The organism is Micromonospora sp. ATA51 (assembly GCF_016802855.1).
GTDB classification, from domain to species: Bacteria; Actinomycetota; Actinomycetes; order Mycobacteriales; family Micromonosporaceae; genus Micromonospora; species Micromonospora sicca.
Genome location: NZ_JAEVHJ010000057.1, coordinates 1 through 13,135 on the forward strand (window position 1 = coordinate 1; position 13,135 = coordinate 13,135).

The window sequence follows — 13,135 nt, forward strand, 5'->3', positions numbered from 1 at the left end:
GCCGACCTGCTGGGTGGTGTTGGCCAGCCCCGAGGCGAGCCCGGCGTCGGCCGGATCCGCGCCGGCCATGGCGAGCATGGTGACCGCCGGCAGGGTCAGGCCGCCGGCCACCCCGAAGACCAGCGTCGCGGGCAGCACCTCGGTCGGATAGTGCCCGTCGGCGGGCAGCCGGGCCAGCAGCAGGAAGCCGACGGCGGCGAGCCCCAGTCCGGTGAGCAGCACCGCCCGGGCGCCGAAGCGGGCGATCAACCGGCCGGCCAGGCCGAGCGAGACCACCGCGATCAGCACCGGGGTGGGCAGGAAGGCCAGCCCGGTGGCGGCCGGGTCGAGCCCGAGCACCAGTTGCAGGTCGAGGGCGAGCAGGAACTGGAAGCCGAAGAACGCGGCGACGGTCAGGAACTGCACCAGGTTGGCGGCGACCAGGTCGGGCGTCCGCAGGATCCGGGGCGGCAGCAGCGGTACGGCGGCGACCGTCTGCCGGACCGCGAAGGCCGCGAGCAGGGCGGCGGCCAGTCCGGCGGCGCCGAGGGTCCGGGGCGAGGTCCAGCCGTGCTCGCCGGTGCCGACGACGGTGACCACCGTGGCCATCAGGCCGGCGGTGACCAGCACGGTGCCGGTCAGGTCCAGTCCCGCCGCGAGCCCGACGCCCCGGTCGGCGGGCACCCGCAGCAGCGCCCCGGCGACGATCAGCAGCCCGATCGGCAGGTTGATCAGGAAGATCGACCGCCAGCCGGCCAGTTCGGTGAGGAACCCGCCGGCCAGCAGGCCGAGCGAGGCGCCGGCCGCGCCGGTGAAGCTGAACACCGCGATGGCCCGGGCCCGTTCGGCCGGGACAGGGAAGAGCGCGACGACCATGCCGAGCCCGACCGCGGTGGCCAGTGCCCCGCCGGTGCCCTGGAGGAAACGGGCGACGACGAGCGACGCCGGTCCGGCCGCCAGCGCGCAGGCCAGGGAGGCGAGGGTGAAGATCGCGACCCCGGCGAGGAAGACCCGGCGCCGGCCGGCCAGGTCGCCGAGTCGCCCGCCGAACAGCAGCAGGCCGCCGAAGGCGACGAGGTAGGCGTTCACCACCCAGGCCAGGCCCGAGGTGGCGAAGCCGAGGTCGCGCTGGATCGCGGGCAGCGCGACCGCGACGACGCTGCCGTCCAGGATGATCATCAGGCTGCCGGCGCAGAGCACCAGCAGCGCCGACCAGCGATGGGTCCCCGTCATCGAAGTGCCTCCTCGGTGCACGGTTTGTTACCGAGGCCATCGTCTGTGACCATGAGCCGGAGCGGAAGGAGGCACTTCGGTGTCCCAGGGGAACAGGTGTGTGTCCATCACGGCCGGACAGGCCCGGGCCTGTACCGTCCGCGAGGCCCTGGACCGGGTGGGCGGGAAGTGGAGCATCGGCATCCTGGTCGCCGCCAGCCAGGGGCCGGTCCGCTTCACCGAGCTGGAACGGCAGGTCGAGGGGATCAGCCGGCGGATGCTCACGCTGACCCTGCGCAACCTGGAGCGCGACGGCCTGCTGCACCGGGAGGTGTACCCGACGGTGCCGCCGAAGGTGGAGTACACCGCCACCCCGATGGCGCTGGAGCTCTACGAGTCGCTGGTCGCGCTGACCGCCTGGGCGGAACGGCACCGGGCGGCGATCACCGAGGCCCGGGCCGCGTACGACCGGGAACACGGCACGCCGACCGGCTGAGTCACTCCCTCACCGGCGGCACCGCTGACCTGGTCGGCGAGTGGCCGGCCGACTGGACCGGGAGCCCGGACGAGTGAGCTCTGTGGCGAATGCCACGCAATCCGTCTGACCGATCGGTCAGGTACTGACCGATCGGTCAGGCATGCTGGTTCACATGGCACGACCGACACCGGAGACCCATGCCGAGCTCCTCGCCGCGGCGGCGCGGCGGTTCGCCGTCACCGGCTACAAGGGCACCTCGTTGCAGGACATCGCCCGCGAGGTCGGTTGCTCCAAGGCCGCGGTGCTCTACCACTTCGCCAACAAGGAGGCCCTGCTCCGCGAGCTGATGGCCCCGGCCATCGCGGTGCTGGAGGCGCTCGACGCGCGGCTCGCCGGGCACACCGGCGCCGCCGCCCAGCGGGTCGCCGCCGAGGGCTTCGTCGACCTGGCGGTGCGCTTCCGGCGGGAGATCGCACTGCTCCGCGGCGAGTTCCCCGACCTGCTCCAGCAGCCCGCCTTCGCGCACGTCCAGCAGGTCTCCGAGCGGCTGATTGACGCGTTCGCCGGCCACTCCGACCGGCCGGCGGCGCGCATCGCCGCGCTGGTGGTCCTCGCCGGGATCGCCGAGACCTGCGGCGAGTTCCTCGACATCCCGGATGAGGAGCTACGGCCCGCGCTGCTGGCCGTGGCGCTGCGCGCGCTCGAGCCCACCACCTGATTCCAGTACGCACACGACCGAGGACAAGGAACGTTCATGGCGACCCTGCTGTACCGGCTCGGCCGGGCCTCGTTGCGGCGGCGGCGACTCGTCGCCGTCGCCTGGCTCGTCGTACTCGTCGGGCTCGGCGTCGCCGCGGCGACCCTCAAGGGCCCGACGGCGAGCAACTTCACCATGCCCGGCACCGAATCGCAGCGCGCGATCGACCTGCTCGCCGACCGGTTCCCGGCGGCCAGCGGAGCCACCGGCACCATCGCGGTCAAGGCGCCGCAGCCCGGCCAGCTGATGAGCCCCGAGGGGCAGGGGGTGGTCAAGCAGGTCACCCAGGAGGCGGCCACCCTGCCCGGGGTGGTCGGCGCGGTCGACCCGTACCAGGTCAAGGCGCTCTCCCCGGACGGCCGGTACGCGCTGATCCAGGTGCAGTTCTCCGGCCGGGCGGACGAGGTGACCGACGAGCAGCGGGCCGCGTACGAGAAGGTCGGCGCGCAGGCCGAGGCGCAGGGGTGGCAGATCGCCCCCGGCGGCGAGGTACTGAACGCGGAGCCGGAGGTCGGCTCCACCGAGGCGCTCGGCGTGCTGGTCGCCGCGATCGTCCTGGTGGTCACCTTCGGCTCGCTGGTCGCGGCCGGGATGACCATGCTGAACGCGCTGATCGGCGTGGGCGTCGGCATGGCCGGCCTGTTCGCGCTCAGCGGCGCTGTCGAGCTGACCAGCACCGCGCCGATCCTGGCCCTGATGCTCGGCCTCGCGGTCGGCATCGACTACTCGCTCTTCATCACCTCCCGGCACCGGCAGAACCTGCTCGACGGGCTGTCCCCGGAGGAGGCGGTCGGCCGGGCCGTGGGCACCGCCGGCTCCGCCGTGGTGTTCGCCGGCGCCACCGTGGTCATCGCGCTCGCCGGCCTGGCCGTGGTGGACATCCCGTTCCTGACCGTGATGGGTCTGGCCGCCGCCGGCACGGTGAGCGTCGCCGTGCTCGTCGCGATCACCCTGGCGCCGGCCCTGCTCGGCTTCGCCGGCCGCCGGGCGCTCCCCCGCAAGCTCCGTGGACGCGCGGCGGTCGAGTCCGCCGCCACCGGTTCGGAGGACCGCTCCGGCTTCGGCTTCCGCTGGGCGCGCCGGGTGACCCGGCTGCGGATCCCGGTCATCCTGGTCGGCCTGGTCGGCCTCGGGCTGCTCGCGCTGCCCGCCCAGGACATGCGGCTCGCGCTGCCGGACGCCGGCAACGCGCCGGAGGGTACCGCCGCCCGGGTCAGCAACGACCTGATCCGGGAGGGCTTCGGCCCCGGCTTCACCGGCCGGCTCGCGGTGGTGGTCACCGCCGACTCGCCGCAGGCGACCCAGGCCGCCGTCCCGCAGGTGACCGCGCTGATCCAGAAGACGGACGGGGTGCTGGCGGTGGCCCCGCCGCAGCTCGACCCCACCGGCCGGACCGCGTTGCTCGGGGTGATCCCGAAGACCGGCCCGACCGACGCGGCCACCGAGACGCTGGTGCACGACATCCGCCACCAGGTCTCCGGCATCGACACGGCCGACGTGCTGCTCACCGGTGTCACCGCGATCGGCATCGACGTGTCCGAGAAGCTCTCCGACGCGCTCCCGATCTACCTGCTGCTGGTGGTCGGGCTCTCGATCCTGCTGCTGATGCTGGTGTTCCGCTCGATCCTCGTCCCGGTCAAGGCGGCGCTGGGCTTCCTGCTCACCGTGGCGGCGACGTTCGGCATCACCGTCGCGGTGTTCCAGCAGGGGCACCTGGCGGGCCTGGTCGGCCTGGACACCCCGGGCCCGCTGATCAGCTTCCTGCCGATCCTGCTCATCGGCATCCTGTTCGGCCTGGCCATGGATTACGAGGTCTTCCTGGTCTCCCGGATGCGGGAGGACTTCGTGCACGGCGACACCGCCCAGCAGGCCACCATCAACGGGATGGGCCACGGCGCCCGGGTGGTCACCGCCGCCGCGCTGATCATGATCTCGGTCTTCAGCGGCTTCATCTTCCTCGACGACCCGGTGATCAAGTCGATGGGCTTCGCGCTCGCGATCGGCGTCGCCGTCGACGCCTTCGTGGTCCGGATGACCATCGTCCCGGCGGTGATGTCCCTGCTCGACGGGAAGGCCTGGTGGCTCCCCCGCTGGCTCGACCGGATCGTCCCCAACGTCGACGTCGAGGGCGAGGGTCTCCGCGCCCACCTCGCCGACGCCGAAACCGCCAGGGTGTGACCGACCTGCCCGGCCGGTCAGACCCCGGCCGGGTAGGTCTCCATCTCGCCGGGGGTGGTCAGCGCGGGCAGCGGGTGCAGGGCGGTCGCCTCGTCGCACCAGATGAAGGCGTCGTAGCGGTCGCCCAGCCGGGTCGGCACGTAGTTGCCCCAGGACTCGAAGCTCGGGTCGTAGACCACGCCGATCGCCCGGTGGTCGGCCTGGCCGGTGACCCACTCGGGCTGGTCCGGGCCGCCGAAGACGAGCACCGCCCGCTCCGGCATCAGCTCGTGCAGCCGCCGCTCGACCGAGCCCTCCCGGGCCGGCGGCACCACCATCACCTCGGCCGGCGAGCCCCAGCGCGGCGCCGCGACCACGTTCCCCCGGTAGCTGCCGAACCCGACCAGCGCCACCGCGTCCCGGCCGTGCCGTTCCCGGCCGAGCTGACCAATGTTGATCATTCCGTCGGCGGCCATGTCGGTGGCCCGGGCGTCGCCGACATGGGTGTTGTGCGCCCAGACGATCCCCCGGGCGTCCGGACCGTAGAAGTCGAGCAGCCGGTCCAGGGTGTCGGCCATGTGGATGTCCCGGACGTTCCACGACTCCGGGCCGCCGCCGATCATCGCCCGGTAGTAGCGCTCCGCGCCCGCCACCACCTCCGCGTTCTGCCAGGCCGAGAAGCGGTCCGGGCCGTCCGCGGCGGCCTGTTCGCGGGTACGCGCCAGCAGCCGCACCACCTCCTCCTCGCAGCGCGCGGAGACGAACCGGCTGGCCATGCCGTACTCCTCGACCCGCTTGCCGTACGGCTCGAAGCAGCGGTACGCCTCCTGCGCCGCCTCCAGCGAGGCCGGATCCTCCTCGCCCAGATAGTCGAAGATCGCCTGCATCGACTCCCAGAGGCTGTACACGTCCAGCCCGTGGAAGCCGGCCCGCTCGCCCTCCGGGCGCTCCAGGTTCCAGGCCCGCAGCCAGCGACCGAAGCGGGCCACCTCCGCGTTGGCCCACATCCAGGTGGGCCAGCGTTCGAAGTGCTCCAGGGCGGTCTGCGGGTCGGCCGACCGCCCGGGGCGCCGACCACCGAGCGGTGCACCCGGTCGCAGTCCGGCCAGTCCCCCTCCACCGCGACGAAGTCGAAGCCCTGCTCGGCGATGAGCCGCCGGGTCAACTGTTCCCGCAGCCGGTAGTAGTCGTAACTGCCGTGCGTCGCCTCGCCGATCATCACGATCCGGGCGTCCCGGACACGCTCCAGCAACGGGTCGAAGTCGCTCGGCGCGCCGAGCCGCTGTACCAGCATGCCCGCGGCTACCCGGGACCCGCGCGGGCAAACCGGTCCCGCGCCGCAGCGCGGCGGGTGCGGCGCCGGCGCATGGCGGCGGGCGGAGCGGGTAGCCGGTCGGCATGACCGTGACCGGGGTGCAGTTGCAGGAGTACCTGGCCGGGCTCGACTACCCGGTCTCCCGCGAGGACCTGATCCGCTGGGGCCAGGAGAACGGGGCCAGCACCGAGGTGTTGCAGATGCTGAAGGCGCTGCCCGCGGAGCAGTTCGACTCCCCCGCCGAGCTGGGCGAGGCGCTGGGCACTCTCGCCTGAGACGGGCGGGTCAGCCCACCGTGACGCTGACCCGCCGGGAAGGGCCGACCAGTCGTATCGCCGCTGGACCCGTCGGTGCAAACGGTGGGGAACGGGCCGCCCGGCCGGATAGAAGCCCTTTCAGCGCAGCAGGCGGAAGAGGGTGAGCCACTACTCCAACTGGGTGAGCAGAGGACAACGGCCGGCGCCGGAGGCGGCCGAGCGGCGTAGCGGGGTCAGAGTTCGACGGTGCGCCCCTCGCTGCGGGCCGTCTCGGCGGCGTCCAGCACCGCGACCACCTCGCGGCCGAAGCGGACGTCGCAGCGGTGGTCCCGGGTGCCCCCGTCGATCTCCTCCAGCAGCTGGTCGATCGCCGTGCCGAACGCGGCCAGCACACTCCCGTCGCCGGGCGGCACGGTCTCCGTGCCGTTCTCGCCGAAGAAGACGAAGTCGCGGGTCACCGCCTCCGGCGGGGCGTCCAGGGTGAGCGACAGCGTGCTCGTGGCCCCGCCGTCGTGGGTGAGCAGCAGGTGCACCAGACCGCTCGGGCCGTCCATCGCGGCCACCCGGCTGACCCGGCCGAGCACCGGCAGGATGAGGGAGAGCGCGTGCGGGCCGATGTCCCACAGCGCACCCCGGTCCCGCCGCCACTGCGAGTTTCCGTACGGGTTCCCCGGCTGGTAGATCGAGGCGAACATGGTGGCCCGGGCGTGCTGCCAGCCGCCGGCCGCGGCGGTGGAGGCGAGGAAGCCGGTGACGTTCGGGTGGTACCGCTGGGTGAAGAAGACCACCGAGGCCACCCCGGACGCCTCGGCCGCGGCGACCACCCGGTCGGCGTCGGCGAGGCTGAGCGCCAGCGGCTTGTCCAGCAGCAGGTGCCGGCCGGCGGAGGCGGCCCGGACGGCGATGTCGGCTTGCACGTCCGGCGGCAGCGCCACGGCGATCGCGTCGCACGCGTCGATCAGCGCGTCGACGTCGTCGAAGATCGGCACGCCGTGTCGTCCGGCCAGCGCGCCGGCCTTCTCCCGGTCCCGGCCCCAGACCCCGACCAGCTCGGCGCGGGGGTGCGCGTCGATGGCCGCGGCGTGCGTCTCCGCCGCCCAGTGACCGGTGCCGAACAAGCCGAACCGCAGCACGAGGTACTCCCGCTTTCGTCGTCCACCACGGCGACCCGTGGCCGTGATCCACGCTAGTCGGTCCGCCGTGCCGCACGCAGGGCGACCCGACGGAGAGCCGGCCGGTGGGCAGTACTACGGGGGTTAGTAGGCTGTGCCGGTGAATGGGACTCCGACGGGATGCCATCGATGACCAGCGCGGCCACGGCCGGTTCGCCGGTGGACGGGCTCCTCGCGACGGTGACGATCGTGCTGTCGCTCGTACTCGCGCTCTGGGCGCTGCTGGCCGCGGTGCGCCACCGGCCGCCGGACCGCGTGCAGTTCGTGGGCCTGGCCGTGCTGGAGGTCGCGCTGCTGGCGCTGACCGTGGTGGCGCTGGTCGCGCTCGGCGGCGGGGAACGGCCGGGCGAGCCCGGCGCGTTCTTCGGCTACCTGGTGACGCTGGTCTGCCTGCCGCCGCTGGCCTGGGTGCTGGCCCGGATGGAGCCGACCCGCTGGGGCTCGGCGATCGTCTGCGCGATCTGCCTGGTGACGCCGGTCGTGGTGGTCCGGCTCGGACAGACCTGGGAGGTGCTCGGTGGCTGAGGTCGGGGTACGCCCGGACGGCGGTGGCCGGCCACCGGCGCCGCAACGCGCCACCAACAAGGGGCCGGGCCGGCTGCTGATCGCGGTCTACATCCTCTTCGCCATCGCCGCGACCTCCCGCGCCGGGCTGCAGATCGCCACCAAGTTCGACGAGGCGCCGGTGGCGTACCTGCTCTCCGCCCTGGCCGCGGTGATCTACATCGTGGCCGCGGTCGGGCTGGCCCGGGCCGGGCACGCCGGCCGCCGGGTCGCGCTGGCCTGCTGTTCGGTGGAGCTGGTCGGGGTCGTCGTGGTGGGCATCCTCAGCCTGGCCGACCGGGCGCTCTTCCCCGACGAGACGGTCTGGTCCGGGTTCGGCAGCGGCTACGGCTACATCCCGCTGGTCCTGCCGGTCCTCGGCCTCTTCTGGCTCTGGCGCACCCGCGGCACCACCGGCTGACGCGTCCCGCCCGGCGTCGGGCGGGACGCGGTGCGGCCGGTCAGTCCTTGGGGCCGCCGGCCACGTAGATGACCTGGCCGGAGACGAAGGACGCGCCCTCGCTGGCCAGGAACGAGATGGTGTGCGCGACGTCCTCCGGCCGGCCGGGCCGGCGGACCGGGATCTCGGCCGCCGCGTGCTGCTGCAACGCCTCGAAGTCCACCTTCATCCGGGCGGCGGTGGCGGCGGTCATGTCGGTGACGATGAAGCCCGGCGCGACCGCGTTGACGGTCACCCCGAACGGGCCCAGCTCGATGGCGAGGGTCTTGGTGAAGCCCTGCAGCCCGGCCTTGGCGGCCGAGTAGTTCGCCTGGCCCCGGTTGCCCAGCGCCGAGGTGCTGGAGAGGTTGACGATCCGGCCCCACTTCCGTTCCACCATGTGCTTCTGGGCGGCCTGGCTGAACAGGAACGCGCCGCGCAGGTGCACGCCCATGACCGTGTCCCAGTCCGTGTCGGTCATCTTGAACAGCAGGTTGTCGCGGAGCACACCGGCGTTGTTGACCAGCACGGTCGGCGGGCCGAGCTCGGCGGCGACCCGCTCGACGGCCGCCTCCACCTGGGCCCGGTCCGACACGTCGGCGCCCACGCCGAGCGCCCGGCCGCCCGCGGCGACGATCGCGTCCACTGTCTCCTTGGTGGCCGACTCCTCGATGTCGACGACGGCGACGGCCATGCCGTCGGCGGCCAGCCGGCGGGCGGTGGCCGCGCCGATGCCGCGCGCGGCTCCGGTGACGATGGCGACGCGGGGCTCCTCCGACATGATTACCTCCCGGTAACTTGTGGCTCGATCGAAGGAGCTTAACCCCGCCCACCGGCGGGCGTAAGAAGTACTCCTGTACGGAACGATCTTGGCGGCGTACCGTCTCGCCTGATCCTCCGACAGATGCCCGCTGCCCTGTTCCCCAACGATGGACAGGCATCCGGAGACGTCGCTGTCGGCACCGCCAGCGGCCCGAGCAGATGACGAGACAAGGAACAACGTCACGTGAAGTTCTCGCGTCCCCGGGGAGCCTGGCCCGCCGCCGTGGTCTCCGCGGTCCTGGCGGCGACCGGAGGCTCACCAGCCCTGGCCGCCGCCCCCGGCTCGGCGGCCGCTCCCGGCCCGACCTCCGCACCAGCGACCGACCTGCCCACCCCGCCCGGTACCCGGTCGGTCACCCTGATCACCGGTGATGTGGTCACCACCCGGCGGAGCGCGAACGGCGGCACCCTCGACGCCCGGCGTCCCGACGGCGCCCCGGCCCCGGTGCGGGTGGTGGAATCCGGCAGCGACCTGTACGTGTACCCGCAGTCGGTGCTCCCCTACCTGGCCGCCGGCACCCTGGACAAGCGGCTGTTCAACGTCACCCGGCTGATCGCCGACGGGTACGACGACGCGCACGTGGACCACCTGCCGCTGATCGTGTCGTACGCCGAGGCGGGGTCCGGGCTGCGCGCCGGCACCGCACCCGCCGGAGCGACCCGCACCCGCACCCTGAGCAGCATCTCCGGCGCCGCGCTGAGCGAGGACCGGGACCAGGCCGACGAGTTCTGGGCCGCGATCACCGCCGGCACCCCCACGAGGTCGACCGCCGGGGCCGCCGCCACCGGCGGCACCGGACGCTTCGGCGGCGGGATCGCCAAGATCTGGCTGGACGGGCGGGTGCACGCCGACCTCGCCGACACCACCGCGCAGATCGGTGCCCCCGAGGTGTGGGCCGGCGGCGACACCGGCGCGGGCGTACGCGTGGCCGTGCTGGACACCGGCATCGACGCCGCCCACCCGGACCTGGCCGGCCGGATCGCCGAGTCGGCCGTGTTCGTGCCCGGCGAGGAGCTCGCCGACCGGATCGGGCACGGCACCCACGTCGCCTCCACCATCGCCGGCACCGGCGCCGCCTCCGGCGGGCGGGAGAGGGGCGTCGCCCCGGACGCCCGGCTCGCCGTCGGCAAGGTGCTCAGCGACGCCGGCTACGGGCTGGACTCCTGGATCCTCGCCGGCATGGAGTGGGCGGCCTGGGAGGCTGACGCCACGGTCATCAACATGAGCCTCGGCTCGAACCAGCCCAGCGACGGAACCGACCCGATCAGCCAGGCGGTCAACTCGCTCAGCGCGGAGACCGGTGCCCTGTTCGTCGTCTCCGCCGGCAACCTCGGCGCGCAGGGCAGCGTGACCGCCCCGGGCGCGGCGGACGCCGCGCTGACCGTCGGCGCGGTCGACGTCGACGACCAGCTCGCCTACTTCTCCAGCCAGGGGCCACGGATCAGCGACGAGGCCATCAAGCCGGAGCTGACCGCGCCCGGCGTCGGGGTGCTCGCGGCCCGATCGCAGTACGCGCCGGGTGAGGGCGCCTACCAGACCATGGACGGCACCTCGATGGCCGCGCCGCACGTGGCCGGCGCCGCCGCCCTGCTCGCCGCGAAGCACCCGGACTGGACCGGCCAGCAGCTGAAGAACGCCCTGGTCAGCACGACCAGAGCCACCCCGCGGTACGACGCGTACCAGGCCGGTACGGGCCGGGTCGACGTCGCCGCGGCGGTACGCGCCCCGGTCGTCGCCACCGGCACGGTCTACACCAGCGTGCGGTACGACACCGCGACGGCGGGCGGCACCACCCAGCCGGTGACGTACACCAACACCACCGGCCAGCCGATCACGCTGGACCTGGCGGTGGACGCCGCGACCGCGCCGGCCGGACTGTTCGGCCTGTCCGCGGGGCAGGTGACCGTGCCCGCGCACGGCACCGCCACGGTCACCCTGACCACGGACATCACCCGGGCCAGCGCCGGCAGCCGGTACACCGGGCAGCTCGTCGCCACCGGGCCGGACCCGGCGGTGCTGACCCGCACCGCGATCGGCGTCGGCACGTTCACCCCGTACCACCGGCTCAGGCTGGAGCTGACCGACCGGGCCGGCAAGCCGACCGCCGGCGTCATCGAGCTGGGCCAGCCGGGCAGCTACGGGCCGGACTTCGTCAACACCGACGAGGACGGGACGGCGCAGCTGTACCTGCCCCAGGGCGTCTACTCGGCGATGAGCTTCCTGAACGTCACCGGCGGCCACGGGCCGAACTCGCTCGGCCTGGCCCTGCTCGGCGACCCGGACATCGACCTGCGGGCGGACACCACGGTCCGGCTGGACGGCACGGCGGCGCGCCGGGTCCGGTCGCTGGTGCCGCAGCCGACCTCCGACACGTACGCCCGGCTGGACTACTTCCGGTCCCAGGGGGAGGGCCGCTGGCGCTCGTTCATCGAGGGCGGCGTGTTCTACGACAGCTTCTGGGCGCAGCCGACCAGCCACGACGTCACGCACGGCGACTTCTACGTCGGCGCCCGCTGGCGTCGGGAACAGCCGGTGCTGAGCGTCGGCACCACGAAGGTCGACTTCGACGACGTGGTCCGCCAGCAGGGCACCACGCAGCTGCCGAAGGGCAGTTGGACTCTGCCCGCCGTGTTCGCCGGCGACGGCGCGGCGAGCGACTACGCCGACCTGGACGCCCGGGGCAAGGTGGTCGTGGTCCGGCACAACGGGGAGGTCGGCGACTCCACACAGGCCGCCGCGGCGAACGCCGCCGGCGCGAAGCTGATGCTGGTGGTGAACGACTACCCGTGGCGCGAGATGCGCGACTACCGGTCCGACTTCTTCACCCCCACCCCGATCGAGGTGGCGCTGCTCAGCAGGGACGAGGGCGAGGCGCTGATCCAGCAGATCCAGGACGGGTCGACGAAGATCGAGGTGGCCTCGCAGCCGGTCGCCGACTACCTGTACGACCTGGTCCAGGCGTACCACAACCGGATCCCGGCCGGGCTGACCCGGACCGAGACCAGCAGGACCCTGGCCCGGATCGACGTCGGCTTCACCTTCCCGGCGACGCAGACCCGGGGTGGCGAGTTCCGGTTCGACTGGCCGTCGTACTCGGACTGGGGCATCGGCCTCACCAGCAACCGGCCGCTCGCCCCGGTCCGCACCGACTGGGTGTCCACCGGCGACCTGTACCAGTGGGGCCAGGAGGCGTACCTCGACTCCGGCACGTACCAGATCGACACCCGGACCGGCTACCGGGCCGGCAGCAGCGGCGAGGAGCAGTTCTTCGAGCCGATCGAACGGCCGCACCTGAACAACAACTTCAAGCTGCCCACCCGGTCCGGCACCACCCTCAACCTGGACGTACCCGGTTGGGGCGGGGCCGACCACGTCGGCATGGCGATGAACGCGGCCGAGCAGACCAACCAGCTGTACCAGGGCGGCACGCTGCTCGGCCAGAGCACCAGCACGTGGGTCAGCGGCACCGCGCCGGGCGCGGGTGACCTGCCCTACCGGCTGGTCACCCGGACCACCCAGGACCCGAGCGCCGGCCCGTACTCGACCCGCACCGCGACGGAGTGGCGGTTCCGGTCGACGGCGCCGGCCGCGGGGGTGGAGTCGAGCGTGCTGCCGCTGCTCCAGCTCGACTACGCGGTCGACACCGACGCCGCCGGTACCGCGAAGGGCGAGACCGGTCTGACCGTGTCCGCCGCGCATCTCCCCGGGGCCACCGGCCGCGGCGGCATCGGGCCGGTCACGCTGGAGATCTCGTACGACGACGGCGCGCACTGGCAGCGGCAACCGCTGGACCGTACGAAGGACGGATCCTGGGCGGCGAACCTGCGGGCGCCGAAGAGCGCCGGGTACGTGTCGCTGCGGGCCAGCGCCAGGGACGGCTCGGGCAACTCGGTCGACCAGACCGTGATCCGCGCCTTCGGCGTGCGCTGATCGGCTCCGCGCCGTGATCGCGTGACGTCCAGCCGGCTGAAGCCGGTCGGACGTCACGCGGGACCGGGGACCG

At 73.4% G+C, this 13,135-nt stretch carries 9 protein-coding genes and 2 pseudogenes; 7 read left to right on the top strand and 4 right to left on the bottom strand.

What is annotated here, in order from left to right:
* Positions 1-1,212 (bottom strand): MFS transporter (locus JNW87_RS12110; protein ID WP_238453705.1); only part of this gene is annotated, 1,212 nt, incomplete at its 3' end.
* A 100-nt stretch (positions 1,213-1,312) separates the two neighbouring features.
* Between JNW87_RS12110 and JNW87_RS12115 the strand changes: the two genes are divergently transcribed.
* From JNW87_RS12115 to JNW87_RS12125, 3 genes are all read left to right on the top strand, one after another.
* Positions 1,313-1,687, top strand: coding sequence for a helix-turn-helix domain-containing protein (locus JNW87_RS12115; RefSeq protein WP_201749502.1), 375 nt, complete (start codon positions 1,313-1,315; stop codon positions 1,685-1,687).
* A gap of 154 nt (positions 1,688-1,841) precedes the next feature.
* On the top strand, positions 1,842-2,387 hold the full coding sequence (locus tag JNW87_RS12120) for a TetR/AcrR family transcriptional regulator (protein WP_109800495.1): 546 nt from the start codon (positions 1,842-1,844) through the stop codon (positions 2,385-2,387).
* Between the two features lie 36 nt (positions 2,388-2,423).
* Positions 2,424-4,604, top strand: a complete 2,181-nt coding sequence (locus JNW87_RS12125) for an MMPL family transporter (protein ID WP_238453706.1) — start codon at positions 2,424-2,426, stop codon at positions 4,602-4,604.
* 17 nt (positions 4,605-4,621) lie between these two features.
* Here JNW87_RS12125 and JNW87_RS12130 read toward each other — a convergent pair.
* A pseudogene (locus tag JNW87_RS12130) lies at positions 4,622-5,877 on the bottom strand (erythromycin esterase family protein).
* A 104-nt stretch (positions 5,878-5,981) separates the two neighbouring features.
* On the opposite strand from JNW87_RS12130, the gene JNW87_RS12135 reads away from it, so the two are divergent.
* Complete coding sequence (locus JNW87_RS12135; protein WP_109800488.1) at positions 5,982-6,173, top strand: DUF2795 domain-containing protein; 192 nt, start codon at positions 5,982-5,984, stop codon at positions 6,171-6,173.
* Between the two features lie 215 nt (positions 6,174-6,388).
* On the opposite strand, the gene JNW87_RS12140 is transcribed toward JNW87_RS12135, so the two are convergent.
* On the bottom strand, positions 6,389-7,288 hold the full coding sequence (locus JNW87_RS12140) for a Gfo/Idh/MocA family protein (RefSeq protein WP_201749503.1): 900 nt from the start codon (positions 7,286-7,288) through the stop codon (positions 6,389-6,391).
* A 168-nt stretch (positions 7,289-7,456) separates the two neighbouring features.
* Between JNW87_RS12140 and JNW87_RS12145 the strand changes: the two genes are divergently transcribed.
* Entirely contained in the window at positions 7,457-7,852 is a 396-nt protein-coding gene (locus JNW87_RS12145) for a hypothetical protein (protein ID WP_375373500.1), read from the top strand.
* Positions 7,845-8,359: pseudogene (locus JNW87_RS12150) on the top strand (hypothetical protein). The gene JNW87_RS12145 and the pseudogene JNW87_RS12150 overlap by 8 nt, the downstream one beginning before the upstream one ends.
* Here JNW87_RS12150 and fabG read toward each other — a convergent pair.
* A complete protein-coding gene (gene fabG / locus JNW87_RS12155; protein ID WP_109800491.1) occupies positions 8,332-9,090 on the bottom strand; it encodes a 3-oxoacyl-ACP reductase FabG in 759 nt (252 codons plus the stop codon). The pseudogene JNW87_RS12150 and the gene fabG sit on opposite strands and share 28 nt — an antisense overlap.
* A gap of 225 nt (positions 9,091-9,315) precedes the next feature.
* Here fabG and JNW87_RS12160 point away from each other — a divergent pair, with 225 nt between their 5' ends.
* Positions 9,316-13,062 (top strand): S8 family serine peptidase, encoded by a 3,747-nt coding sequence (locus tag JNW87_RS12160; RefSeq protein ID WP_238453707.1) that lies wholly within the window; start codon positions 9,316-9,318, stop codon positions 13,060-13,062.
* Positions 13,063-13,135 lie beyond the last annotated feature (73 nt).